At 62.4% G+C, this 24,742-nt stretch carries 23 protein-coding genes and 1 tRNA gene; 9 read left to right on the forward strand and 15 right to left on the reverse strand.

All coding sequences use genetic code 11. From position 1 onward, the window contains the following. Positions 1-27: 27 nt before the first annotated feature. On the forward strand, positions 28-1,149 hold the full coding sequence (locus tag RFM68_RS08955) for an ABC transporter substrate-binding protein (RefSeq protein WP_320232367.1): 1,122 nt from the start codon (positions 28-30) through the stop codon (positions 1,147-1,149). A gap of 126 nt (positions 1,150-1,275) precedes the next feature. Here RFM68_RS08955 and RFM68_RS08960 read toward each other — a convergent pair whose 3' ends face one another. The 5 genes from RFM68_RS08960 to RFM68_RS08980 form a co-directional block, all read right to left on the reverse strand. Next, the gene (locus RFM68_RS08960) at positions 1,276-3,240 is read right to left on the reverse strand and encodes an acetyl/propionyl/methylcrotonyl-CoA carboxylase subunit alpha (protein ID WP_320232368.1); all 1,965 of its coding nucleotides are present in this window, start codon (positions 3,238-3,240) and stop codon (positions 1,276-1,278) included. A 151-nt stretch (positions 3,241-3,391) separates the two neighbouring features. Continuing rightward, a complete protein-coding gene (locus RFM68_RS08965) occupies positions 3,392-3,751 on the reverse strand; it encodes a hypothetical protein (RefSeq protein ID WP_320232369.1) in 360 nt (119 codons plus the stop codon). Positions 3,752-3,787: 36 nt separating this feature from the next. Then, on the reverse strand, positions 3,788-4,159 hold the full coding sequence (locus RFM68_RS08970) for a hypothetical protein (RefSeq protein ID WP_320232370.1): 372 nt from the start codon (positions 4,157-4,159) through the stop codon (positions 3,788-3,790). A 119-nt stretch (positions 4,160-4,278) separates the two neighbouring features. After that, on the reverse strand, positions 4,279-4,809 hold the full coding sequence (locus RFM68_RS08975; protein ID WP_320232371.1) for an O-acetyl-ADP-ribose deacetylase: 531 nt from the start codon (positions 4,807-4,809) through the stop codon (positions 4,279-4,281). Between the two features lie 2 nt (positions 4,810-4,811). After that, positions 4,812-6,419 carry a carboxyl transferase domain-containing protein gene (locus RFM68_RS08980; protein ID WP_320232372.1) on the reverse strand — a complete coding sequence of 536 codons (1,608 nt, stop codon included), beginning with the start codon at positions 6,417-6,419 and terminating at the stop codon, positions 4,812-4,814. A gap of 233 nt (positions 6,420-6,652) precedes the next feature. Here RFM68_RS08980 and RFM68_RS08985 point away from each other — a divergent pair, with 233 nt between their 5' ends. Next, positions 6,653-7,057, forward strand: coding sequence for a hypothetical protein (locus tag RFM68_RS08985; protein WP_320232373.1), 405 nt, complete (start codon positions 6,653-6,655; stop codon positions 7,055-7,057). Between the two features lie 17 nt (positions 7,058-7,074). On the opposite strand, the gene RFM68_RS08990 is transcribed toward RFM68_RS08985, so the two are convergent. The 3 genes from RFM68_RS08990 to RFM68_RS09000 form a co-directional block, all read right to left on the reverse strand. Next, the gene (locus RFM68_RS08990) at positions 7,075-8,238 is read right to left on the reverse strand and encodes an isovaleryl-CoA dehydrogenase (RefSeq protein ID WP_320232374.1); all 1,164 of its coding nucleotides are present in this window, start codon (positions 8,236-8,238) and stop codon (positions 7,075-7,077) included. A gap of 65 nt (positions 8,239-8,303) precedes the next feature. Further along, entirely contained in the window at positions 8,304-8,954 is a 651-nt protein-coding gene (locus RFM68_RS08995) for a TetR/AcrR family transcriptional regulator (protein WP_320232375.1), read from the reverse strand. A gap of 97 nt (positions 8,955-9,051) precedes the next feature. After that, on the reverse strand, positions 9,052-9,333 hold the full coding sequence (locus RFM68_RS09000; protein ID WP_320232376.1) for an acylphosphatase: 282 nt from the start codon (positions 9,331-9,333) through the stop codon (positions 9,052-9,054). 151 nt (positions 9,334-9,484) lie between these two features. Here RFM68_RS09000 and RFM68_RS09005 point away from each other — a divergent pair, with 151 nt between their 5' ends. Beyond that, positions 9,485-9,973, forward strand: coding sequence for a winged helix DNA-binding protein (locus RFM68_RS09005; RefSeq protein WP_320232378.1), 489 nt, complete (start codon positions 9,485-9,487; stop codon positions 9,971-9,973). A 108-nt stretch (positions 9,974-10,081) separates the two neighbouring features. Here the strand turns inward: RFM68_RS09005 and RFM68_RS09010 are convergent, their stop codons facing one another. Continuing rightward, positions 10,082-11,194 carry a pyridoxal phosphate-dependent aminotransferase gene (locus tag RFM68_RS09010; RefSeq protein ID WP_320232379.1) on the reverse strand — a complete coding sequence of 371 codons (1,113 nt, stop codon included), beginning with the start codon at positions 11,192-11,194 and terminating at the stop codon, positions 10,082-10,084. A gap of 233 nt (positions 11,195-11,427) precedes the next feature. On the opposite strand from RFM68_RS09010, the gene RFM68_RS09015 reads away from it, so the two are divergent. Beyond that, positions 11,428-13,104, forward strand: coding sequence for a tetratricopeptide repeat-containing sulfotransferase family protein (locus RFM68_RS09015; RefSeq protein WP_320232380.1), 1,677 nt, complete (start codon positions 11,428-11,430; stop codon positions 13,102-13,104). A gap of 146 nt (positions 13,105-13,250) precedes the next feature. Here the strand turns inward: RFM68_RS09015 and RFM68_RS09020 are convergent, their stop codons facing one another. From RFM68_RS09020 to RFM68_RS09030, 3 genes are all read right to left on the reverse strand, one after another. Then, positions 13,251-14,450: a porin gene (locus tag RFM68_RS09020; RefSeq protein ID WP_320232381.1), complete on the reverse strand. Its 1,200-nt coding sequence runs from the start codon at positions 14,448-14,450 to the stop codon at positions 13,251-13,253. Positions 14,451-14,549: 99 nt separating this feature from the next. Continuing rightward, entirely contained in the window at positions 14,550-14,801 is a 252-nt protein-coding gene (locus tag RFM68_RS09025) for a GIY-YIG nuclease family protein (RefSeq protein WP_320232382.1), read from the reverse strand. A gap of 94 nt (positions 14,802-14,895) precedes the next feature. After that, a tRNA-Ser gene (locus RFM68_RS09030) sits at positions 14,896-14,986 on the reverse strand. A gap of 449 nt (positions 14,987-15,435) precedes the next feature. On the opposite strand from RFM68_RS09030, the gene RFM68_RS09035 reads away from it, so the two are divergent. Together RFM68_RS09035 and RFM68_RS09040 are read left to right on the forward strand one after the other, a co-directional pair. Further along, positions 15,436-16,611 carry a porin gene (locus tag RFM68_RS09035; protein WP_320232383.1) on the forward strand — a complete coding sequence of 392 codons (1,176 nt, stop codon included), beginning with the start codon at positions 15,436-15,438 and terminating at the stop codon, positions 16,609-16,611. Positions 16,612-16,853: 242 nt separating this feature from the next. Then, positions 16,854-17,930, forward strand: a complete 1,077-nt coding sequence (locus RFM68_RS09040; RefSeq protein WP_320232384.1) for a tyrosine-type recombinase/integrase — start codon at positions 16,854-16,856, stop codon at positions 17,928-17,930. A gap of 187 nt (positions 17,931-18,117) precedes the next feature. On the opposite strand, the gene RFM68_RS09045 is transcribed toward RFM68_RS09040, so the two are convergent. Together RFM68_RS09045 and RFM68_RS09050 are read right to left on the reverse strand one after the other, a co-directional pair. After that, positions 18,118-19,008 (reverse strand): alpha/beta fold hydrolase, encoded by an 891-nt coding sequence (locus tag RFM68_RS09045; protein ID WP_320232385.1) that lies wholly within the window; start codon positions 19,006-19,008, stop codon positions 18,118-18,120. A 245-nt stretch (positions 19,009-19,253) separates the two neighbouring features. After that, the gene (locus RFM68_RS09050) at positions 19,254-21,287 is read right to left on the reverse strand and encodes a lytic transglycosylase domain-containing protein (RefSeq protein ID WP_320232386.1); all 2,034 of its coding nucleotides are present in this window, start codon (positions 21,285-21,287) and stop codon (positions 19,254-19,256) included. 260 nt (positions 21,288-21,547) lie between these two features. Between RFM68_RS09050 and dapA the strand changes: the two genes are divergently transcribed. The 3 genes from dapA to RFM68_RS09065 all read left to right on the forward strand — a co-directional run bounded on the left by dapA (position 21,548) and on the right by RFM68_RS09065 (position 23,730). After that, positions 21,548-22,429, forward strand: coding sequence for a 4-hydroxy-tetrahydrodipicolinate synthase (dapA, locus tag RFM68_RS09055; protein ID WP_320232387.1), 882 nt, complete (start codon positions 21,548-21,550; stop codon positions 22,427-22,429). 25 nt (positions 22,430-22,454) lie between these two features. After that, complete coding sequence (smpB, locus tag RFM68_RS09060) at positions 22,455-22,934, forward strand: SsrA-binding protein SmpB (protein WP_320232388.1); 480 nt, start codon at positions 22,455-22,457, stop codon at positions 22,932-22,934. Between the two features lie 70 nt (positions 22,935-23,004). Further along, positions 23,005-23,730 carry a glycoside hydrolase family 25 protein gene (locus RFM68_RS09065; protein WP_320232389.1) on the forward strand — a complete coding sequence of 242 codons (726 nt, stop codon included), beginning with the start codon at positions 23,005-23,007 and terminating at the stop codon, positions 23,728-23,730. A 35-nt stretch (positions 23,731-23,765) separates the two neighbouring features. Here the strand turns inward: RFM68_RS09065 and RFM68_RS09070 are convergent, their stop codons facing one another. Continuing rightward, positions 23,766-24,695, reverse strand: a complete 930-nt coding sequence (locus RFM68_RS09070) for a DMT family transporter (RefSeq protein ID WP_320232390.1) — start codon at positions 24,693-24,695, stop codon at positions 23,766-23,768. Between the last annotated feature and the right edge of the window lie 47 nt (positions 24,696-24,742).

The following is a 24,742-nucleotide window of genomic DNA, read 5'->3' on the forward strand; positions in this document are numbered from 1 at the left end:
CGCGCAAGTGGAGGAGTTCATATAGTCATGAAAAAATTGGGTATTTTGAGCGCGGCCGCATTCGGCCTGATGATGAGCGCCCCGGTTGCCTTCGCCGACGACATCACCATTTCGGTGGTCGGCCCGATGACCGGCCAGCTCGCCACCATCGGTGACCAGTTCAAGCAGGGCGCGCAGGCCGCCGCCGACGCCATCAACGCCGCTGGCGGCATCAACGGCTCCCAGATCAAGCTCGACATCGAGGACGACCAGTGCGATCCGAAGCAGGCGGTCTCGGTCGCCAACCGCATTGTCGCCAACGGCGTCAAGTTCGTCGACGGCCATGCCTGCTCGGGCTCGAGCATTCCTGCCTCGGCCGTCTATGCCGAAGCCGGCACGCTGATGATGAGCCCGGCCTCGTCCAACCCGGTGCTGACCGACGCCGCCGCCAAGTCCGGCTGGCCGACCATCATGCGCCTCTACACGCGCGACGACGCGCAGGGCGCCTTCATCGGCCCGTGGATCGCCAAGAAATACGCCGGCAAGAACGTCGTCGTCCTGCACGACAAGAGCGCCTACGGCCAGGGCGTCGCAGATGCCGTGAAGGCGACGATGAATGCCGGCGGCCTGAAGGAAGTCGACTACGAAGGCATCAATGCCGGTGAGAAGGATTATTCGGCCCTCGTCACCAAGCTGAAGGAACTCAAGGCCGATGTCGTCTATTTCGGCGGCTACCACCCTGAAGCGGGCCTCATCCTGCGTCAGGCGGCCGAGCAGAACGTCAAGTTCCAGCTGATCATGCCGGACTCGATCGCCTCGCCGGAATTCTGGCAGGTCGCCGGCCCGGCCGGTGAAGGCACCCTGTTCGTCTTCCCGTCCGACCCGCAGGCCAAGCCTGAAGCCAAGGCAGCAGTCGAGAAGATCAAGGCCGGCGGCTTTACCCCTGAGGGCTTCACGCTGTTCTCCTACGCCGTGATCCAGGCCGTCGCCGAGGGCGTCAAGCGCGCCGGAACGGACGATCCGGCCAAGGTCGCTGAGGCCTTGAAGAACGGCACGCCGTTCAGCACCGTCGTCGGCAATGTCACCTTCGACGAGAAGGGCGACCTGAAGAACGCCAGCTACGACATCAACCAGTGGCACGACGGCAAATACGCGCCGATCCAGCAGTAAGTCGGTTCTCTATGAAAATGGCCGGGCTCGTCCCGGCCATTTTCGTTCTTGCGCATGGGCCTGGGCGTAAAGCGAGGTCGACACTCTACGGCGCCCCTGATCGGTATGTCCTCTTGAACAGCCGCTTCAGCCCTGGCCGTCCTCCACAAACCGCACCAGCACGGTGCCGTCGCTGACCTGCGCGCCTTCGGCCGCGATCTCGGCGATGACGCCGTCATGCGGGGCGGCGATCATGTGCTCCATCTTCATCGCTTCGAGGATCAAAAGCGGCTGGCCCTTGATCACGGTATCGCCCACCGCGGCCCGCACCAGCTTGACCAGTCCCGGCATCGGCGCGCGCAGGCTGCCTGAGGCGGCTCCTGCCTCGTCGGCCTTGGCAAGCGGATCGGGGACCGTGAACGTGTAGCCCAGCGCGCCTTCGAAGACGGTGACGTGGCCGGGCCAGCGAGTGGTGTGCGGCATGGCCCTCAGATCATGCGTGTTTACCGCATCATGGGGCGCCTCCAGCGCCACCTGGAAGCGGCCGTCCGGCCGTGCCGAAACCCTGGCCAGGATGGTCTCCTCGCCATGGCGCAGGCGGATGCGGCGCGACAGCGTGTGGAAATGCGCATAGCCTGAAAGCGTGGACCACGGATCGGCGGCCGGACCCGGTGCGCCGGCGTCTGTCGCAGCCAATGCCGCGGCGGCGATCGTCTCGTCGCTCGGTGCAGGGACGGCGGTGAGCGCCTCCTGATGCCGGCCGATCAGTCCGGTATCGACGTCGCCGGCCGCGAAATCGGCGTCGGCCGCGAGCGCCGCCAGGAAGGCGGTGTTGACCGTCGAGCCGGCCACTTCCGTCCGCGCCAGCGTCTCGCGCAGTGCGCCGAGCGCCCTGGCCCGGTCGTTGCCGTGCACCACCAGCTTGGCAATCATCGGATCATAGAAGGGCGAGATCGCATCGCCGGCGCGCACGCCGGTCTCGATGCGCATCGCAGCGCCTTCCGGTGCCGCGTCGGCGAATTTGAGATGATGCAGAGTGCCGGTCGCCGGCAGGAACCCTTTCGCGGCGTCCTCGGCATAAAGGCGCGCCTCGAAAGCGTGGCCGGCAAGCGCGATCTCACCTTGCGTTTTCGGCAGTTTCTCGCCGGACGCCACGCGAAGCTGCCATTCGACAAGGTCGATGCCCGTGACCATTTCGGTGACGGGATGCTCGACCTGCAGCCGCGTGTTCATTTCCATGAACCAGAAACGGTCGGCCTTGAGCCCTTGAGAGGCATCGACGATGAACTCGATGGTGCCGGCGCCGGAGTAGTCGATCGCCTTGGCGGCCGTCACCGCGGCGTCCGTCATTGCCTTGCGCAGCGCCGGCGTCATGCCGGGGGCAGGTGCCTCCTCGATGACCTTCTGGTGGCGGCGCTGCGCCGAGCAGTCGCGCTCGAAAAGATGCACCGCATTGCCGAAATTGTCGCCGAACACCTGGACTTCGATGTGACGCGGCTTGTCGACATATTTTTCCACCAGCACGCGGTCGTCGCCGAACGCCGCTTTCGCTTCACGCCGCGCGCCTGAGAGCGCTTCCGAGAAATCGTCGGGGTGGTCGACGCGCCGCATGCCCTTGCCGCCGCCGCCGGCGCGCGCCTTGATCAGCACCGGATAGCCGATCTCGCGAGCCTTGGAGGCGAGCAGCACGATCTCCTGCGCTTCGCCGTGATAGCCGGGCACCACCGGCACGCCGGCCTTTTCCATCAGCCGCTTGGCGGCGTCCTTCAATCCCATGGCGCGGATCGAGGCGGCGGACGGGCCGATGAAGACGAGCCCGGCCGCAGTCACCTGATCGACGAAGTTGGGGTTTTCCGACAGGAAGCCGTAGCCGGGATGGATGGCCTCGGCGCCAGTAGCGAGCGCCGCGGCAATGATCCTGTCGCCGCGCAGATAGCTTTCGCCGACGGGCGAGGGGCCGATATGCACCGCCTCGTCGGCCATTTCGACGTGCAGGGCGCGGGCATCCGCATCCGAATAGACGGCGACGGTGCGCACGCCAAGCTTGCGGGCGGTGCGGATGACGCGGCAGGCGATCTCGCCGCGATTGGCGATCAGTATGTTGCCGAACATGGAACCTCCCGGATTTGGTGCGGGCGGTTCCGATTAGAGCAATTCCAGGAAAAGTGTGAAACGGTTTTCTGTCCGGAATTGCGTAAAAACAAGGAGATAGAGCGGTTCGCCGTCTCCGTGAAACGGTGAGACGCTCTAGACGTTCGCCCGGCTACTGGCAGTCGCCGCCGGCGGCCACCTTGTAATGCGTCCGAGCGGACTGGCAGGATTTCATCGCCAAATCCTCGGCCGCCTTTTGCGACGGCGCGTTGTAGTGGGCGCCGCACAGGACGTAGCCGTCCATGACCCGCACAAACGATGTCGTCGCGTATGCCGAATGACCGCTTGCGGCGACGTAGGCTTTGTAGGCTTTGTTGCATGGGTCCTTGGCGCTGGCGGGCACAACTGGCGAAAAGCGCTTGTCGCCCACGCTGCCTGCCAGCGACCCGGCGATCCCATGCCCCGGAACCGCAATGATCAGCAGCCCTGCCAGCACGGATGCTGTCGCCAATTTGAAAAACGCAAACTTCATTCTGCTCCCCCCAGGAAGAAAAGAGCTGCCCGCTGCCTATTTCGACGCCGCGATCGCGCAGTCGCCGGCGAGCGTGACCTTGTATTTGCTCCTGGTGGCCTTGCACGATTTCATCGCCAAATCCTCGGCCACCTGCTGGGAAGGCGCGTTCAGCTTCGCGCCGCAGATGAAAAATTCGACGGTCCGGGCGATCGGCGTCGCCGCAAAAGCGGAATGACCCGGAGCCGCTATGTAAGCGGCATAGGCCTTCCCGCAGCCGCCTATGGCCCCCCAAGGAATGTTCATCGGATAGCGCACGTCGCCCTTGCTGCCCGCCAGCGATTCGGCCGCCTGGGCGGCTGGTGCCACAAATATTAGAAACCCTGCAAGTATCGAAACAGTCGACTTGCGGCAATATTTCAGGATCATTTCCACCCAACCCCATTCGCCCAATGCAAGATGACGAATAGCGAATATTTTTCGCCCGCGCCAGTTGGCGCCCGAAAATTCGTATTTGCCTGTATTGAAGAATCCGTCGGTCCATAAGTTCAGCCTTTCCCGGCGCCAGCAACGGCTTGTCGGTAAAGCTCCGCCGTCTGGCCGTCGAAGCAGCAGAAAGTGACGATCTCTGGCAACGCGTCGTGTTCCAGGAAGCCGCTTACGGCGCCGACGGCGATCTCGGTCGCCTGATCCTTGGGAAAGCGGTAGATGCCGGTCGAGATTGCCGGGAAAGCGACCGTTCGGCAATCATGGGCACGGGCGATTTCGAGCGAGCGCCGGTAGCAGGAGGTGAGCAGTTCCGCTTCGCCCTTGCCGCCGCCTTGCCAGACCGGCCCGACCGTGTGGATGACGTAGCGCGCCGGCAGGCGATAGCCCTTGGTCAGCTTCGCGTCGCCGGTCTTGCAGCCATGAAGCATACGGCATTCGGCAACGAGCTCCGGGCCGGCCGCACGATGGATCGCCCCGTCGACCCCGCCGCCGCCGAGCAGCGAGGAATTGGCGGCATTGACGATGGCGTCGACCGCGAGCCTGGTGATGTCGCCGGTGTGGATGCGGATCCTGTCACGGGGAGCAGCCATCGTCACATCCTGAACACGCCGAATTTCGTCGCCTCGATGCCGGCATTGAGAGCGGCCGAGAGGCTGAGCGCCAGCACCTCGCGCGTCCTGGCCGGATCGATGATGCCGTCGTCCCAGAGCCGTGCCGAGGAATAAAGCGGATGGCCCTCATGCTCGTATTTCATCAGGATAGGCTTCCTGAATTTCGCTTCCTCTTCGGCGCTCCATTCCCCGCCCTTGCGCTCGATGCCTTCGCGCTTGACCATGGCAAGCACGGTTGCCGCCTGCTCGCCGCCCATCACCGAGATGCGCGCGTTCGGCCACATCCACAGGAAGCGGGGCGAATAGGCGCGGCCGCACATGCCGTAATTGCCTGCGCCGAACGAGCCGCCGATGATGACGGTGAGCTTCGGCACCTTCGCGGTGGCGACCGCCATTACCAGCTTGGCGCCATCCTTGGCGATGCCGCCGGCCTCGTATTTGCGGCCGACCATGAAGCCGGTGATATTCTGCAGGAAGATCAGCGGAATGCCGCGCTGGCAGCAAAGCTCGATGAAATGCGCGCCCTTCAGCGCGCTTTCCGAGAAAAGTACGCCATTGTTGCCGATGACGCCGACCGGCATGCCATGGAGGTGTGCAAAGCCGGTGACCAGGGTGGTGCCGTAATTCTGCTTGAACTCGTCGAATTCCGAACCATCGACCAGCCGCGCGATCACCTCGCGCACGTCATAAGGCTGGCGCAGATCCGTCGGCACGACGCCGTAAAGTTCATTCGGATCGTGAAGCGGCGGCAGAGGTTTCTGCAGATTGAGGCCTACGGCCTTGTTCCGATTCAAGTTCTTGATGATGCGCCGGCAAATAGCCAAGGCGTGTTCATCATCCATGGCATAGTGGTCGGCGACGCCGGAAAGCCTGGTGTGGACATCGGCGCCGCCGAGCTCCTCGGCGCTGACATCCTCGCCGGTCGCGGCCTTCACCAGCGGCGGGCCGCCGAGGAAGATGGTCGCTTGGTTGCGCACCATGATCGTCTCGTCCGACATCGCCGGCACATAAGCGCCACCCGCCGTGCAGGAACCCATGACGCAGGCGATCTGCGGGATGCCGGCCGCCGACATGTTGGCCTGGTTGTAGAAGATGCGGCCGAAATGCTCGCGGTCGGGAAACACCTCGTCCTGGTTCGGCAGATTGGCGCCGCCGCTGTCGACCAGATAGACGCAGGGTAGATTGTTCTGCAGCGCGATCTCCTGCGCGCGCAGATGCTTCTTCACCGTCAGCGGATAATAGGTGCCGCCCTTCACCGTGGCGTCGTTGACGACGACCATCACCTCCGTGCCTTCGACGCGACCGATGCCGGTGATGATGCCGGCGGCGGGGATCTCCTCGCCATACATCGACCATGCCGCGAACTGGCCAACCTCGAGAAAGGGCGAGCCGGTGTCGAGCAATTGCGCCAGCCGCTCACGCGGCAATAGCTTGCCGCGACCTTGATGGCGCTCGCGCGCCTCGTCCGAGCCGCCGCGCTCGACGCTTGCCGCCTTCTCGGCGATATCGGCGACGAGCGCCCGCATGCGCTCTGCATTGGCGCGGAAGCTGTCGGAGGCGGGGGAGATCTGGGTTTGCAGTGTGGCCACGTTGTTCCTCACACCTCTTGATGCCGCAACGGAACCGGTGTAACAGCCCGCGCCCGGATGCTGCGTGCCAAGCGTAGCATCTTTTGTACGAGTGACACCCTCAGGAGGCGACGATGAAAGGCATGAATATGCACTTCACCAAATGTCTCCCTTCGGCCATGGCCTGACGCCGCCGAAGGGCGGCCTTCCACGTCCCGAATTTGAGCAAGAGGAACACGGCGCCCGCGAGCGTCGTGGGTGTCATCATGTATGTGCGGTTTGTAACGCCGCTGATCCATCCGAAGAGCCGGGTGGAAACCGGCTTTTTTCATGCGTCCGGGTATCTGCACCGTAACGGCTGCCCTGACTGGATTCATGGTGAGCTTGAGGATCAGTTCGACTGGTTCAACCAGCATCTGCCCTTTCCTGGTCGGGTTGGTCGGCATTTCAAGCGGCGGAATTCGATCTGGGGTATCTGCTGGTTCCACCCGGACGCCAAGGAAGCCATCAGCCGTGCACGCTATTGCGCGTGGCTGATCGAGGAGGGCGGCTTGCCTGTGCGTTCGATCACGTCCCGGCGCCAACGCGAAGTTCTGTGGCGCGATACGCATCAGATCGTCGCCAAGCCAACCGACGACCTGCCCAAGGCGTTCGGCTGAGGTGGCGGAGGGAGACATCATACCCCCTCCGCCATGATCTCCCGTCCGATCAGCCAGCGGCGGATCTCGCTGGTGCCGGCGCCGATCTCGTAGAGCTTGGCGTCGCGTAGGAGCCGCCCGGTCGGATAGTCGTTGATATAGCCATTGCCGCCGAGCAGCTGGATGGCGTCGAGCGCCATCTGTGTTGCCTTTTCGGCGGCGAACAGCACGCAGCCGGCCGCGTCCTTGCGGGTCGTCTCGCCACGGTCGCAGGCAGCCGCCACCGCATAGACATAGGCGCGCGCGGCATTCATCATCGAGTACATGTCGGCGAGCTTGCCCTGCACCAGCTGGAAAGTACCGATCGGCTGGCCGAACTGCTTGCGCTCGTGCACGTAGGGGATCGCCACGTCGAGGCATGCGGCCATCAGGCCGATCGGTCCGCCTGAAAGCACCGCGCGCTCATAGTCGAGGCCAGACATCAGCACCTCGACGCCGCGTCCTTCCTCATGCAGCACGTTCTCGAACGGCACCTCGACATTCTCGAACACCAGCTCGCCGGTATTGGAGCCACGCATGCCGAGCTTGTCGAGTTTTTGCGCCACCGAAAACCCGGTCATGGTTTTTTCGACGATGAAGGTAGTGATGCCGCGCGAATGGCGTTCGGGGTCGGTCTTGGCATACACCACCATCGTTCCGGCATCGGGGCCGTTGGTGATCCACATTTTCGAGCCGTTGAGCACATAGCGGTCGTTGCGCTTTTCGGCGCGCAGGCGAAGCGACACCACGTCGGAGCCGGCGCCGGGTTCCGACATCGCCAGCGCGCCGACCGTTTCGCCCGAGCAAAGGCCGGGCAGGTACTTTTCCTTCTGCGCAGGCGTTGCCCAGCGGTTGATCTGGTTGACGCAGAGGTTTGAATGCGCCCCGTAGGAGAGGCCGACCGAGGCGGAGGCGCGCGAAATCTCCTCCATCGCCACGACATGCGCGAGGTAGCCCATGCCGCTGCCGCCGAAGTCCGGATCGGCGGTGATGCCGAGCACGCCGAGCGCGCCGAGCTCGCCCCACAGATGCGCCGGGAATTCGTTTGCGCGGTCGATCTCGGCCGCGATCGGCGCGATCCTGTCCTGAGCGAAGCGCCGCACGGTGTCGCGCAGCGCCTCGATGTCGGGATCAAGTCCGAAGTTCAGCGTATTGGTGTACATCGTCTTCCTCCTTGCGCCTGACCCCGAAAATCGACTTCGATCTTCGGAAAGGATCATGCGCGAATTCAAAGTGCTACAGCGTCCGTTACGCGTCCGAAGGGACGCGCGGCGCTGGAGGCGTCGATCTTCGCGCCGACGAGCCGCATTGTCATGGACAGATATGTCGTGGTGACTTCAGTGACCGACAGCCGCTCGCCGGGCCGGAACCAGACGATGACGCCGGTCATCATCTGGATCAGCGCCATGGCGGTGAGCCCCGTGTCGTCGATGCTGAACACGCCGGCCTCGACGCCGTCGCGCAGGATCGTGCGCAATTCCTTCTCATAGGCGGTGCGCATCTTGAGAACTTGCGTCAGCCGTTCATGCGAAAGGCTGCGCAACTCCATGTTGGAGACATGGGTGGCGTGACGCCGCTCGATGTGGAAAGCGATGTGGTTCTCGACATAGGCGGCAAGCCGGCTCACCGGATCGGCCGCGGCCGGTCGCGCCGTGCTCCAGGCCGCGAGCAGGCCTTCCATATGTTCGCGCATCAGCGTGAATAGAAGGTCTTCCTTGGTGGGGAAATAGCGGTAGAGCGCGGCCGCCTGCACGCCGACTTCAGCCGCCAGCTGCCGCATCGACATCGCCTCATAGCCGAGCCGCGCGATCAGGTTTACCGCCGCCTCGCGAACGGCAGCTTCGGTTTTTTCTCCGTCTGAACCTGTGGTCCGTGCCATGTTCGCCTCGTCACGAAGCGATAATAAAACGAACGTTCAATTAATTCAAGTGCTGCCAGTTTAGCGTCGCGAATTGTCGGGAACGGCCTAGGTCGATCTAAGCGACGATCCTGAAGTCCACAGGCGCCTCGTCAGTTGTTTCCTCGATCTCGACATTCGAGACCAGCGCACCGCGCGGCCCCTGCCACAGGCGTTCGATCATCGCCGCAACCGCTGCATCGGCACCGGCGATCAGTGCCGACACCGAACCGTCGCTTTCATTGCGCACCCAGCCTGTCAGGCCGAGCCGTATTGCCTCGTCCCGCGTCCAAATCCGATAGCTGACGCCTTGCACCGTACCGGAAACACGGGCCCGAACGGCCCTTTGCTTACCCTGCATCGTCCGCTCCAGAATCTTTCCTCATCAATCTGGAGCAGCGCGGGTCAAATGCAACGGGCTTTGAGGGTAGGCGGCCCCGTCAATTAAATAATTGACTCAGTCAATTATTGGCGGAATTATCGGAGCGCAATGTCTCTGAGAGGAGGTCTGCATGCCGCACGAAGCCTTGGTCTATGAGATCCGTCGCTTCAACCGGTTCTATACCGGTCTGGTCGGGTTGCTTGATGAGACGTTGATGCAGAGCCCTTACACGCTGGCCGAAGCTCGCGTGCTGTTCGAGGTCGGACACAAGCCTCGACCCGTCGGCGGTAGGGTTGGTCTCCTGGCGCGCATGTTTCATCTCGATCTCGCGCCGGTGGCGTCCGAACTGGCCGGCGAACTGCACCTCGCTCCCGCCTATCTCATGAGGCTCCTTCGCAAAGTCACCGCCATGGGGCTTGCCGAGATGCGCGATGGCCCGGGGAACGGGCTGCCGGTTCTGTCGCTGACCCCGCGGGGCAAGGCCGCGCTGGTCGATCTTGAGGCGGCGACGAACCGCGACCTTGCCCGCCTGATCGTCAAGCTCGAGGACAAGGAAGCCGCCGAGCTTTCCGATGCGCTGAACCGCGTGACGCGCCTGCTGGCTGCCGCGGGAATGTGAATCGTCGACATGCTTGCCGGGAGCAGATGTCGGCTGGCATAAATCCAAGGTTCGTAGCGAGCCGCGCCGCGCTCGGGTGTTACCTTGACCGCGTAGGCCAGAGTTTGGTCAGTTTCCCCGCGCCGCCGCCAGCGCGCCCGGCAGCTCCTCGGCGAAGATATCGAGTTCGTGGTCGAGCCCGACGCTGACCCTGATACAACGGTCGAGCACCGGCACCATCGGTTTGCGGATGAAGACGTCGCGCGAGAGCATGGCCTTCATCACCTTCTGCGCGAAGGCGCCGTCGCGCCCGCAGTCGATAGTGACGAAATTGGTTGCCGAAGGCAGCGGCTTCAGGCCGTTCTCTTCGGCGATGGCTGCAATGCGTCGACGCCCAGCGGCCACGCGCGCCACCACCGATTGCAGATAGTCCTGGTCGGCAAGCGCCTCGAGGCCGGCGATCTGCGCCATGCGGCTGACGCCATAATGGTTGCGGATCTTCTCGAAGTCGCGGATCACCTCTGTCTCAGCCACGGCGTAGCCGCAACGTATGCCGGCCAGACCATAGGCCTTGGAAAAGGTGCGCATGCGGATGACGTTCGGCCGCGCGACATCGATCGGTGGCAGCGCGGAGGCCGGTCCCAACTCGCCATAAGCTTCGTCGAGAACCAGCATGGTGGTTTCCGGCAGCGCCTCGATGAAGCGGATGACGTCCGGCGCCTCCCACCAGCTTCCCATCGGATTGTCCGGATTGGAGAGATAGACCAGCGGCGCCTTTTCGCTCGCGACCTTGGCGAGAAGCCCGTCCAGGTCTTCCTTGTCGTTGGCATAGGGCACCGTTACCAGGCGGGCGCCGACGCCGGCGATATGGAAGTTGAAGGTGGGATAGGCGCCGAGCGAGGTCACGACCGCATCGCCCGGCCCGACATACATGCGCGCCACCAGGCCGAGCAGGCCGTCAATGCCTTCGCCGACCACCACGTTTTCGATGGCCAAGCCGTGATGCGCGGCCGCCGCCACCTTCAGATCGTAATTGTCGGGATCGCAATACATCCACTGGTCGCGCGCCACGCTCTCCATGCGGGCGATGACGCGCGGCGAAGGCCCGAAACTGCTTTCATTGGCGCCGATGCGAGCCCGGAACGGCCGGCCGCGCTCGCGCTCCTGCGCTTCCGGGCCGACGAACGGCACCGTGGTGGGGAGCGCACCGATGATCGGCGTGAGGGAAGGGCGCTGGCGCATGGCTTAGGCTCGGTTGAGAAAGGGGGCTTCTTGCTAGCGCGGGCGAAGGGTGGGTGCAAGTTGCGTGACAAGCTGAAATTGGCTGGCTTGAGGCACCCAGCGCCAGCTCTTAAGAGGTTTGCCGCTTGCATGGGTCTGGTGAACGTTGCGGCGGGCGCATGCTGTTGGCCTCGGAGTTCGATGTGGACGACGTATCGCTGGATTCTGCCTCCCGCTTTTGCTAGCGAGGCAGGATGAGCAACCGATTGCCGCCCGCCTGGGCAAAGCACCTCAAGACGCAGCCCTCGGCGAGGGCGGTATCGCCGAAAGCGGCATCACCCAAAGCCCAGCCGAAGGTCAATCCGCCCCGCAATCAGGCCGACGATATGCTGTTGAGGCAGGCGCTCGAGTTGCAAAAAGCAGAGCAATTGCCGGAGGCCGAGGAACTCTGCCTTCGTGTTCTGGCGCGTACGCCAAACCATCCGCTGGCTTTTTACATCCTGGGAACCCTGGGCATCGGATACGACGACGAGAAGGCCTTGCGGTATTTTGCCAGGGCAGCCGCAGAGGAGCCGCAAAATCCCTACTACCACCTTAGCCTCGGCGGAGCTTATTTGAGGCTTAGCGAATTCACGCCGGCGATCAGGCACATTCAGCACGCCTTGGTTTTGAAGCCTGATCTTCTGGAAGCGCTTTGCGCCTTGGGCGACGCCTACAAAGCGTTTGACAAGGGGGAAATGGCGCTGCCGCTGTTTGAGAAGGCGCTTAAGATCGACCGAAATCATCCTGTGGCCCGGTTGGGGTTGCCCCGCGCGCTCGCAAGCCTCGGTCGCATGGACGAAGCCGCGGTTCATCTGAAAGAGGCGATAGATCGGCGCATCGCGATACCTGCTGCTTATAGCGCACTTGTGCACACGCGCAAATTCACGGAAGAGCCGCCAGAACTCGCAGCAATCCTAACCGAGCTTCGAGACATGGACCATGGGTCGGAGGGAACGGCACAGCTCCATTACGCTGCCGGGAAGCTGCTCAACGACCTCCGTCGCTACCAAGAGGCGATGGACCACTTCAAGAGAGGGAATCAAGCCAGGGGCAAAAAATTCGATCTGGAAACCTTCCGTCGCTGGGTCGATGCCCTGATCGAAACCTTCACACCGGAACTGGTGGCTTCGATGGCCTCTTATGGCAATCCCTCGGAGGTGCCTGTATTCGTCGTCGGCATGCCTCGCTCGGGCACGACGCTGACAGAGCAAATTTGCGCGAGCCATCCTCATGTCCATGGCGCCGGCGAACTCAGCAAGCTTAGACGAATTGCCAATGGGCTGGGCCTCAGAGACAGCCCCGACGCAACCATCGCCAAATCTGTCGCGACGATTACTCCCGAACTGACCAAGACGCTGGCATCGGAGCACATTGCCTATCTGCGCGAGCGGGCCCCGGACGCGCTTCGAATCGTCGACAAAATGCCCCACAATTTCGAGTTGATCGGACTGATCGGCATTCTCTTTCCCAACGCGCGCATCATTCATTGCCGCCGCGATGCAATAGACAATTGCATCTCCTGTTTCGTCCTGCAGTTCAGTGAAGCGCATAGCTACAGCAGCGATCTTCAGACTCTCGGGCTCTACTACAGGGAATATGATCGCCTAATGCGACACTGGAACAATGTCATTCCGGGTCGCATCCTCGAAAATCGTTATGAGACATTGATTGAAAACCAAGAGGAGCAGTCGCGCCGTGTCATAGATTATCTCGGGCTGCGTTGGGACGATGCTTGCTTGCGCTTTTTTGACAGGGATGGATCGGTAAATACTTATAGCCATTGGCAGGTTCGCCAGCCGATCTATAAGTCGTCCGTGAAGCGCTGGAAGAACTACGAAAGCGAGATTCGGCCCTTGATCGAAGCGTTGGGAGATCTGGCCGATACCTGACCTTAGTTTCAGTCGGCGGTTCGATTTGCGGCGGACGATAGCCCGCAGATATTCAGTGCTATCGTAGCAGCTTGATCCAATGGCCATTCCATTACAAAAAACCCGGCGGTCGCCCGCCGGGTTCGACTTCAATCAGGCGGTGCCTGTTAGAACGAGCGTTGGAAACGGAGTAGGCCGCCGACGCTGTTCTTCTTGTTGGCGCCAGTGAAGTTGACGGTCGAAGTAGGGTCGGCGGTCCATTCGTCAAACTTGCCGAAGTGATCGTAGTCGACTTCAGCGGTGACCGTGAAGCCGGGAACGATGTCGTAGGCGACGTTCGCAGCCACGCCATAGTTCTTGTCCTGATCCCCTGACACCTGGAGGTTGAACGAGGTCTTCTCGTTGAACTTGTAGGTGCCGCCGGCCCAGAATGCCCAGTTACCACCCCAGATCTTGTAGAAGCCGCGGCCGCCAGCCGGGATACCAATGATGTTACCGAGGCCATCGCGGTTAACATCATTGAGTTTGCCGTCGCTGCCGTAGCCGAACATGCCGAACAGCGAGATCTGGTCGTTAACGTTGACGTCCAGGCGGACTTTGCCGGCGACTTCCTCGTAGTTGCTGTCGTAAGCGACGACGCCGGTAATGGCGCCCCAGCCCTGCGTGTACTTCACGCCGCCGACGACATGCGGAACGTAGCTGTCGATGGTGCCGACGACGCCCGAACCTTCTTCGAGCGAGACCACGGCCGAGAGGCCGTTGCCGGCGTCGAAGTAGTACTGCACGACGTTGGTGTCGAAATCGCCGTAGGGGACCAGCGTGTCCTGGATGACGCTGCCGGCGTAGCCGATGAACGTATCGAAGGCCGATTCGTCCTTACCGACGCGCAGCCCACCGAGTTGGATCCAGGCGAAGTTCAGCGAAACGTTCTTGTTGCCGGCGGGATTGCCGATCGGATCGCCATCGGTGCTGAAGGCGCCGTAGCCGTTGCGGTTGCCGAAGTTGAAGCGGGTCTCGGTGTAGGTCTTCAACGTGCCGAGCTCGGTTTCCTGGCCGGTCCAGGTCTTCAGCGTGAAGCGGGTATTTTTGTACCAAGTCGCCTGGTCGTCGCCGTCCTGGTGATCGAACGACCTCGCGCCGTCAAACGAGCCTACGTCGCCGACGCCGATGTCGTAACGGATATAACCGCCGATGCGCAGGCAGGTCTCGGTGCCGGGGATGTAGAAGTAGCCCGAGCCGTACACGTCGCAGATCTTGACGTATTCAGCCGGTTCCGGCTCGGCGACGGTCACCGCGTCGGCGGCGCGGGCACCGGAAACTGCGATCAGGGCCGCAGCTGAGCCGAGAAGAAGGCTCTTGATGTTCATTTTCTGACCTCCAGTCAGAATCGAACGGAGGAGAGCGAAAAAAAGCAGCTAATTCTGCTGTTTTCTGTTTTATTTCAAATGGATAAGTGTCTAATTCCGTCAATGCGGCTCTGTCTGCCAAAAGCGTTTGCTGGCGAAGGCCTTGCCGGATCCGGACTTGAAATATCGCTCGAGTTGCCGCGCGTTGGCCTCGGTTTCGACCCCGATATAGGCCTTCAAGGTGACAGGCAGATAAGCCTTGGTCGAAGTCACCTGTCCTAATTGATGCGATTCGAAGCGACGCCGGAGATCGTTTGTCGATCCGACATAGACATCGCCGCTATGGAGCTGCAGGAAATAGACGTACCACATGGTCCCCCTACGCTACTTCGTAGCTTCGGGCGACACTCCCACGCCCAAATGCGGTTCCGGGTGGCCTGCCACCCGAAGCCCGCAGGGCGTAGGGTGGCGGAGAGGATGGGATTCGAACCCACGAGAAGCTTTTGACCTCTACTCCCTTAGCAGGGGAGCGCCTTCGACCACTCGGCCACCTCTCCGTCGCGCCGCTGGATAAAGAAAAGCGCCGGCACAATCAACAAGCCGGCGCCATAATCAGCGAAAAAAGGCCAAGCGGCCGCAGCTCCATGGCCTCAGGTGGCGATTCTGCGGCAATTGCCTGGCAGCCGACTCGCCGGCACGCCGCAATTCGGTCCGCCCTTTGCCGGATTCGCCCGGATTCAGGGCCTCGCCGGCCTCGATGGTTAACGAGAACTTTCGGAGTGAGGCCAAATCGTGTCATTTGTGCAACAACCCCCAAGGATAGCATCCGGACAGCCCTTGCGCCGATACGATCGTGGTTGAACGGCGCCGGCTCATGGGTAAAGGTCACATTCGAAGGAGCGGCGCGGTGCGCATCTTTTTCGGTAGTGGGGATGGGGCAGGGAACGCTGTCCTTCAGCAAAAAATACCCAGACCCGTTTTTTAACTTTTGACTGGAGGTCAGAAAATGAACATCAAGAGCCTTCTTCTCGGCTCAGCTGCGGCCCTGATCGCAGTTTCCGGTGCCCGCGCCGCCGACGCTGTGACCGTCGCCGAGCCGGAACCGGCTGAATACGTCAAGATCTGCGACGTGTACGGCTCGGGCTACTTCTACATCCCCGGCACCGAGACCTGCCTGCGCATCGGCGGCTATATCCGTTACGACATCGGCGTCGGCGACCCCGGCTCGTTCGACGGTGCGAAGTCCGGCGATCACGAAGATGGCGGCGAGCAGGGTACTTTCTACAAGCATGCCCGCTTCACGCTGAAGACCTGGACCGGCCAGGAAACCGAGCTCGGCACCTTGAAGACCTACACCGAAACCCGCTTCAACTTCGCCAACCATGGGTCCTATGCCGTGCAAGACGGTACTGATGGAGCCGGGAATCCCACCTTTGCGCCGAATGCTGCTGGCAACAGCGGCGTCTCGCTGAACTTCGCCTGGATCCAGCTTGGTGGCCTCCGCGTCGGTAAGGACGAATCGGCCTTCAATACGTTCATCGGCTACGCCGGCAACGTTATCCAGGATACGCTGGTTCCCTACGGCGATTTCGACACCAACGTCGTGCAATACTACTTCGACGCTGGCAACGGCTTCTCGGCCGTGGTCTCGCTTGAAGAAGGTTCGGGCGTCGTCGGCACGATCGACAGCTACGTTCCGCATGTTGTCGGCGGCTTGAAGTGGACGCAGGGCTGGGGCGCCATCACCGGCGTCGTTGCCTATGACAGCAACTACGAGGAAGTCGCCGGCAAGGTTCGCCTAGATGTGAACGTCAACGACGCGATCTCGCTGTTCATCATGGGCGGCTACGGTACCGACGACAATTTGTCGGATGGTACCTGGCATGTTCCGGCCGGCGATCGCGGCTTCTACAAGCAGTGGGGCGAGAACTGGGCTGTCTGGGGTGGCGGCACCTACAAGTTCAACGAGAAGACCTCGTTCAACATCCAGGCGTCGTATGATGAATCGAAGGACTTTGGTCTCGCAGCAAACGTTGCCTATAACGTCGTTCCTGGCTTCACGGTCACGGCCGAAGTTGATTGGGCCCATACCGACCACTCGACCTTTGGTAACTGGACTGGCATCGAAGGCAGCAAGAAGAACGCCGTCGGCGGTCTCCTCCGCTTCCAGCGCTCCTTCTAAGGGCTGGACGGCTACAACTAAATCCGGCCCGGGCGTCTCTACGCCCGGGCCGTTTTTATTTTCCGCGGTTGGTCAACGCAAACGAAAGGATGGGGGTAAACGGTAAGCTGACTGAGTCTGTTGGATGATTTTGTGGGATCCGCTGCGGTGGATGGGATCGGCCATAAGACTCGAAAACTCTTGAAAGGACATCTCCAAACGGTTAGGGCTGGACCCATAACCACAGGGGGTGTGGCCAAAAAATGTCGAATGAAGCGGTTCAAGAGGCCGAGGCCTCTGGTCATTTTGCGTTCTTTTCTTCTCAGAATTCGAAGTTCAACTACACGTACAACAAGATCAGAGAAGTAAAGTCGTATCGGATCGGGGAGCTTTTTGCAGCTTATCGAGATATACTCTGGGATGACGGGCGGCATAAATACAATGTCAGCTCCTTCATCGGTGAAATAGACGAGATCCTTCTGGGAGAGCGTTTCAGCACCTTTGACCAGAATACCCTGGACAACCTTATCGGTACATTGCGCCAACGCGGCAACAGCAACGCAACCATCAATCGCAAGATGGCTGCCCTCAGCAAATTGCTGCGCAAGGCACACAAGATGGGAGATATCCACAGCCTGCCCGAGTTCCGCCGCCAGAAGGAGCGGGCGGGACGGATTCGTTTCCTCGAAAGGGACGAAGAGGCGAGGTTGTTCGCGGCTATCAGGAGCCGCAGCGAGGATGCCTACAGGCTTTCCGTCTTCCTGGTCGATACCGGCTGCCGTCTCGGCGAGGCGCTCGGCCTGATCTGGAACGACATTCAGGAACACCGGGTCTCCTTCTGGATCACCAAGTCCGGCCGCAGCCGCACCATTCCGATGACCGAACGCGTCAAGGACGTGATCAAGCTGCCGCCGAACACCGAAGGACGCCGGCCGAAAGGTCCGTTCACCAAGCTCACCCAGGCGCAATACCGTGCCATCTGGAATGAGGCGAAGGCCGAAGTCGGTCTCGGCGCCGACGACCAGGTGGTGCCGCATATTCTGCGTCACACTTGCGCTTCGCGACTCGTTCAGGGCGGTATCGACATCCGACGCGTTCAGATGTGGCTGGGCCACCAGACGCTCTCGATGACCATGCGTTATGCGCATCTGGCCACCAACGATCTCGATGGCTGCGTCGTCGTTCTCGAAAAGCCGCGCAGCGACGAGCAGTCGGCGCGGCCGGCGGAAAATTCGGCGTTTGCATCCCCTCTCACAACGCCGACGCCGGTCCCGTCGTCTCGGAAGGAGAGCGGGTCGGAGCCGGTGAAGGCGCCCCGCAAGCGCTCGAAAGGCAAATAGGCCGGTCGGATCAGCCTCGCCGGCCGATACGGATCTATATTTTAGCGACAAGCCCGAGACTAATGCATGTCGCCCAAAAGTGCGCGGCGGTTTTGGGATAATGACATGCATCAAAACAAAGACTTAAAGCGCGTCGCCTGAATCCGTTTCATCGCGACGCGCTTTAAGTTAGTCTCAGGCTTTACTTTTATTCGACTTGATTTTCGACCCGATCGAGGAATGCCGCTATCTTGTCCGGCAGGTCGCCGGTTTCGAGGAAAGGCGCATGGCCCTGGCCTTCGACGATGATTGCTTCCATGCCGGGATGCCGCTCCTGCATTTCCTTGAGCGTCGCCGCGGACAACAGCTTAGAGTTGGCGCCGCGAACGGCAAGCAGCGGCACGGCGGCTAAAGCGTCGAACTGCGGCCACAAATCCGGCAGCGGCTTGCTGAAATCGACGCCGGCCAGCGTGTCGACCAGGGCCGGGTCGAAATCCGGCACCAGCCCGGCTTCGGTGGCGCGGCAGATTGCAGCCACCATGCGCGCCCAGTCGGCGTCGGTGAGGCTTGGGAAATCGGCGCCATGCGCGCGCCGTTGCGCCGCCACCGCCTCTCCGGATGTCTTCGGTTTCGGCGCCCGGTCCAGATAGGAGCGGATATGGGCAAGACCTTCGGCCTCGATCACCGGGCCGATGTCGTTGAGGACGATGGCCCTCAGCACGGCCGGCTTCAGCGCCCCGAGCACATGGATGATCAGGCCGCCGCGCGAGGTGCCGATGAAGGCGGCCTGTTCGATGCCGAGCGCCGACAGCCCGGCAAGCACATCGCCGGCCTCGACCCCGACATTATAGTGGCCGATATCCGGGTCGTAATCGGATTGGCCGCGGCCGCGGTAATCGAAGGCGATGACCTTGCGCGGTATTTTCGCCTTGCTGGAAAGATAGAGCGCGAGCTCATGGAAGTCGCGGGCATTGCGGGTGAGGCCTGGCAGGCAGACGACCGGCCAGGCATTCGTGTTCGCTTCGCCATAGATTCGGGCATGGAGTTTCAGGCCATCGGGGGCGGTATAGAAGAAGTCGGAGAACTCATCGCTCGCCATCGGAATGCCGCTCCTCGCTGGGATGGCCGACAGCTACAGGCGAGAGCAGGGATCGTCAAATGAGAAGCTCTAACCTTCTCCCCTTGTGGGCCCCTTGTGGGAGAAGGTGGCCTCGCGAAGCGAGGTCGGATGAGGGGTGTTCCAGGGAACGCCAACGTCTCACTTCGCTGGAACACCCCTCATCCGTCTCGGCGCTAAAGCGCCGATCCACCTTCTCCCACAAGGGGAGAAGGGGAAGAAACCCCTCAGCTCCGTCCGTTCACGAGATCCCCCACAATGTCGTATTTGCCTGAAATACGCATCTTGTAGACCTCGTAATTCTCCATCACGCGCTGCACGTAACTTCTTGTTTCCGTGTAGGGAATCCGCTCGATCCAGTCGACCACCTCATCGATCTGCTTGCCGCGCGGGTCGCCGTATTTCGCCATCCACTGGGCGGCGCGGTTGGGGCCGGCATTGTAGCCGGCGAAGGTCAGCACATAGGAGCCGCCGAAGCGGTCGAGCTGCTCGCCGAGGAAGGCCGAGCCAAGCGTCGCGTTGTAGCCGGCATCGGTCGTCAGTCGCGCCTGCGAGAAATTCATGCCGGCCTTTTTCGCCAACTGCTTTGCCGTGCCCGGCATCAATTGCAGCAGGCCGCGCGCACCGGCGCTGGAAATGGCGCCGACATTGAACTCGCTTTCCTGGCGGGCAATGGCATAGGCGAGCGCCTTGCCGGACCCGGAAATATTGGCCGAATCGGGGATGACGCCCAGTGGATGCGACAGCGCGCCGACATCGATGCCGCGCTGGGCGGCGATCTTGCCGACCTTCAGCGCCATGAAATGATTACCCTGCTTTTCGGCCAGCACCGCAAGCAGCGCCAACTCGCCCGGGCTGGTCAACTGCCCGGCAAGGTCGCGGTAGAGCGTCTCGACATAGCGGTCATAACCCGCTTCCTGCAGCCGCTTGATCGCGCTGACCGCTTCGCGGCCGTCAAAGCTCTGGCGGTCGGCGGCGCTCGGCTTCGGATAGACGATGTTGAGGGTCCTCAAGCCTACGCGCTCGCCGGCGAGCTGGCCGTAGAAGGTCGTGCCGTAGCTGGCTGCGCGCGTGAAGTAATCCGTGGCGCTGCCCGGACCGCCGACTTCCGCCGCGCGGCCGAGCCAGTAATAGGCGCGCGACAGCGAGACCGGCCCCTGGGCGAACTGGGTAATGCGCGTGAAGTGGCTGGCGGCGGTCGCCGGATCGTTGAGGCCGCGCAATGCATACCAGCCGGCGTGGAATTCGGCCTCGGCGGCGTTCGGCGGGCTCTCGGCGGCGTGCATGGAGACGATTTTGTAGGCGGTCTTCATGTCGCCCTGGTCGACCAGCTCGCGCGACAACACGCGGCGCTCGACCCACCAGGCATCGGGGTCGACCAGCGAATCTCGATCGGTCGGCGCCTTCATCACGACAGAAGCGGCATCGGCGAATTTCTGCTGCTTGCGCAGATATTCCGCCTCGGCGAAGAAATAGCCGGCCGAGCGCTGCGGCGCCGGCACCGCCTTCAACAGCCTGGCGGCGTTCTTGTCGCCCTTGTCGGCCGCCGACCAGGCATCCGCCAGCGGTTGCGCGCCGGCGAGACCCGCAACGCGCAGCGCCGAGGCCGGCCGGTCGGCATAAAACATCCGCTCCATGCGGGTGCGATGATCTGCCGCCGGGATCAGCGTGCCGAACTCCTTGATGACGGTCGCCTCGTCCTTTGCTTCCAGCTTCTCGGTGCGCCAGAACGGCACCAGCACCGCGCGCGCCGCAGCCTGGTTGCCCAGCGCCACCTGCGAGCGGGCAAGGATGATCACGCCCTCCGGCGTCAGCGGCTGGCTGCGGCCGAAGGCCTGCACAACCACTTGCGGCGGCGGGGCCTCGCGATAGAGCGCGCGCTCGCTGTTCTTGCGCAGCGCGATCGTGCCCGGCCATCCGGGCAGCATCTTGGCCGCATCGGCGATCTCGCCGCTCGGCACCTGGTCGCCGCCGTAGAGTGCGATCGCCCAGGCAAGGATATGCCGGTCGAGCGAGGTGGCGGGCAGCGTGTCGCGCGCATTGCGCGCGCCGGCAATGTTGTTGGCGGCGAGCGCATCGAGCCCGCTCTTCAGTTGCGCTACATCGGGAGTGGTCGACGTCTGGCCCGGCGCCTGCGGCGGACCGGGCATGGGGATGGAAGCCGTCACCCGCACTTCATCGCTGCCGCCGATCGCCACGGTCGGCGTCAGCGCGACGATCGCGCCAAGCAGCGCGAAGATATGAGGCCGCCTCGTCGGCATTATCACAATCCTAGCACATCGTCAGCGGACGCGGGGACTTAAGACCCCCGAACGAGAGCCTAAACTTAGGTCGTGAAGGGCTCGTAAACAAAAGGTTATCGAGGCTGTTCGAATGGCGCTTGCTGGCACTACGCCGATGCTTGCCGCCAAACCATGTCGAGACTATGGTGCGCGGCTTCGCTTTCGGTTAGAAGGCGCGCAGATAAACCGATCGCTAAAACCTGATACGTTCCCGATAGTTCCTAAGGAGTTTGGACGACATGCTGAGAGGCTCGCTGACCGCGCTCGTTACACCGTTCGAAAAGAGCGGGCGCTTCGACGAGAAAGCCTTTCGTTCTTTCATCGAATGGCAGCTGGCCGAAGGCACTAAGGGCCTCGTCCCGGTCGGCACCACCGGCGAGTCGCCGACGCTGTCGCATGATGAGCACCGCCAGGTCGTCAAGGTCTGCATCGAAGTGGCCAAGGGCCGTGTTCCGGTCGTCGCCGGTGCCGGCTCCAACAACACCGAGGAAGCGGTCGGGCTGGTGCAATATGCCGAGAAGGCTGGCGCCGATGCTGCCCTTGTCGTCACGCCTTACTACAACAGGCCGACGCAGCGCGGCCTCTATGCGCATTTCGCCGCCGTTGCCAGGGCGACCAAGCTGCCGATCATCATCTATAACATCCCGCCGCGTTCGGTGGTCGACATGATGCCGGAGACGATGGGCATGCTGCGCCACGACTTCAAGAACATCGTCGGCGTCAAGGATGCGACCGGCAAGGTCGAGCGGGTTTCGGAACAGCGCGCCACCTGCGGCAAGGATTTCATCCAGCTCTCCGGCGAGGATGCCTCCGCCCTCGGCTTCAATGCCCATGGCGGCGTCGGCTGCATTTCGGTCACCTCGAATGTCGCGCCGCGCCTTTGCTCCGAATTTCAGGAAGCGACGCTTTCCGGCGATAGCGCCAAGGCGCTCGAGCTGCAGGATCGGCTTCTGCCATTGCACAAGGCGATCTTCATGGAGCCCGGCGTTTCAGGGTCAAAATACGCCCTGTCGAAGCTGGGCAGGATCGAGAACATGGTGCGCTCGCCGCTGGTCACGGTCGAGGCTTCGACCGCGGAAAAGATCGATGCGGCGATGAAGCACGCCGGCTTGATTAATTAGGGATGAGGCGCCACCTCTCCGCATCATGAATCAAGTCAAAAAAGCCGACCCCAACAACAAGACCGTTGCGGAAAACCGCAAGGCACGCTTTTCCTACGAGGTGCTCGACACGCTCGAGGCGGGCCTGGTGCTGACCGGCACCGAGGTGAAGTCGCTGCGCCAGGGCCAGGCCAACATCCAGGAGAGCTACGCCTCGGCCGAGGGCGGCGAGATCTGGCTGATCAATTCCTATCTGCCGGAATATCTGCAGGCCAACCGCTTCAACCACGAGCCGCGCCGCCGCCGCAAATTGCTGGTCTCGAAGCGCGAGATGGCCAAGCTCTCGCAAAGCGTCGAGCGCGAAGGCATGACGCTGGTGCCGCTCAAAATCTATTTCAACGACCGCGGCCGCGCCAAGCTGCTTCTGGCGATTGCCCGCGGCAAGAAGCTGCACGACAAGCGCGAGACCGAAAAGCAGCGCGACTGGTCGCGCGAGAAGGGCCGGCTGCTGAAGGAGCGCGGCTGAGCGTCGCCTGAAAAAGTCACCGGCCGGTTCTCTGGTCCGGCGCGAACGCACCTTCCGACAGGGGATGGTCTTGGGGAAGCGGATTGTTTTCTGGGGCCTGGCCGGCGTGGTTGTCGCCTGCGCCGTCGCGGCGGCCGCCTTGTTCTGGTTCCGTGGCTTTTCACCTGACCGCGCCGCGTTCCCGATCCGGGGCATCGACGTTTCGCATCACCAGGGCAAGATCGACTGGCGGCGCGTCGCGGCCGACGACGTCGCCTTCGCCATCATCAAGGCAACCGAAGGCGGCACCCATGTCGATACCCAATTCGCCACTAACCTGCGCGAAGCCCGCGCGGCCGGCCTGGCGGTCGGCGCCTATCACTTCTTCACCTTCTGCCGCCCGGGCGCCGATCAGGCGAAGAACTTCATTTCGGCGGTGCCGCCCGGCGAACCGCTTTTGCCACCGGTGGTCGACATCGAGTTCGGCGGCAACTGCCCGCAGCGTCCGTCGCCGCAGCAGCTGAACGCCGAACTTGCCGCTTTCCTCGGCCCGGTCGAGACGGCGTTCGGCAAGCAGGCGATTTTCTATCTGACCGACGAGGCGGCCGACGCCTATTCCGGCGGCATCATCGCGCGTCAGCGCTGGCTGCGCTCATTGGCGATCAGGCCGGGCGGGAACGACTGGATCTACTGGCAGTATCACAATATGGGCCTCGTCGACGGCATCAAAGGCGATGTCGATCTCAACGTCATGAACGGTAGCCGAGAGGCTGGCCGAGTTGTTCGCGCCGACGCCTTGAATCGCCTGGTCCTCTAATCGCTTTTCCGAAGTTTGCCGCACCGCTGAAAGGTTCACGATCCGCCGGGTGCCGGGACGGTCAGACGTTCGCTTGCGATACGTCCCCCAACCGCTGACAAGCCCATCCCGACGGCCATGATCGCAATCGCCGCGAACTGGATCGTCATCGGCGTTTCGCCGAGCACCGCCATGCCGACAATCACCGTGGCGATCGGAACGCCCGGCAGGAACAGCGATGCCGTCTGCGGCCCCAATTGCCGGACGATGTAAGTGTAGAGGAACATGGCTGCCGCGCCGGCCAGAATGCCCTGGATCACGATCTGGCTGACGATCTCCGAGCTCGCCGCGGCATGGAAGTGGCTTGGCGCGAACAGGAAGAGAACCGGCAGCGGCAGGCAAGACAGCAGCACGACGGCAGCCGTCGCCGTGACAGGATCGGCACGCCACTGCCTTACAAGAACGGCATAGGTCGAAAACATCAGACCCGATCCGATGAAAAGCATATCGCCGAAGAGAACGCCGCCGGTGCCGTCACGCGCGGGCGCGATGAACAGCAACAGGCCGGTGACAATCGTGACGACACCGATGGTCCGTTGCCGCGAAGCGCCGTCGTTGAAGACGATGCGTGACAGCAGGAACGAAAAGAAGACGATCGACGCGGGGCAGAGCGCAGCCGCGTGGGCGGCAGGCGCATAGGTCAAGCCCCAATTGATGATCAGCGGATAAGGCAGTCCGGCCAGTGCCGCCAATGCCAGAGCCCGTCGCCGGCCCAGCGCCCTCATGGGTGCGAAGCCGCTGCGCCAGACGATCGGCAGAAAGACCACCCCCGCGCCGCCAAAGCGCAAGGTGGCCAAATCTGTCGCCGTCAGATGCTCCCGGAGGCTGAAGCGGGCGGCGACGAATTGGATGGCGTAGATGCCGATCATGGCGAGGCCGGCGATGATCGCCAGCCTTGGGTTTCCTGAATCCCGTGCGTCTGCCACGACCTGCCACCCCTGTGATGTCCGGGATGGAGACCGTCTCCACCGCT

The organism is Mesorhizobium montanum, from assembly GCF_033977145.1.
Taxonomy (GTDB): domain Bacteria; phylum Pseudomonadota; class Alphaproteobacteria; order Rhizobiales; family Rhizobiaceae; genus Mesorhizobium; species Mesorhizobium montanum.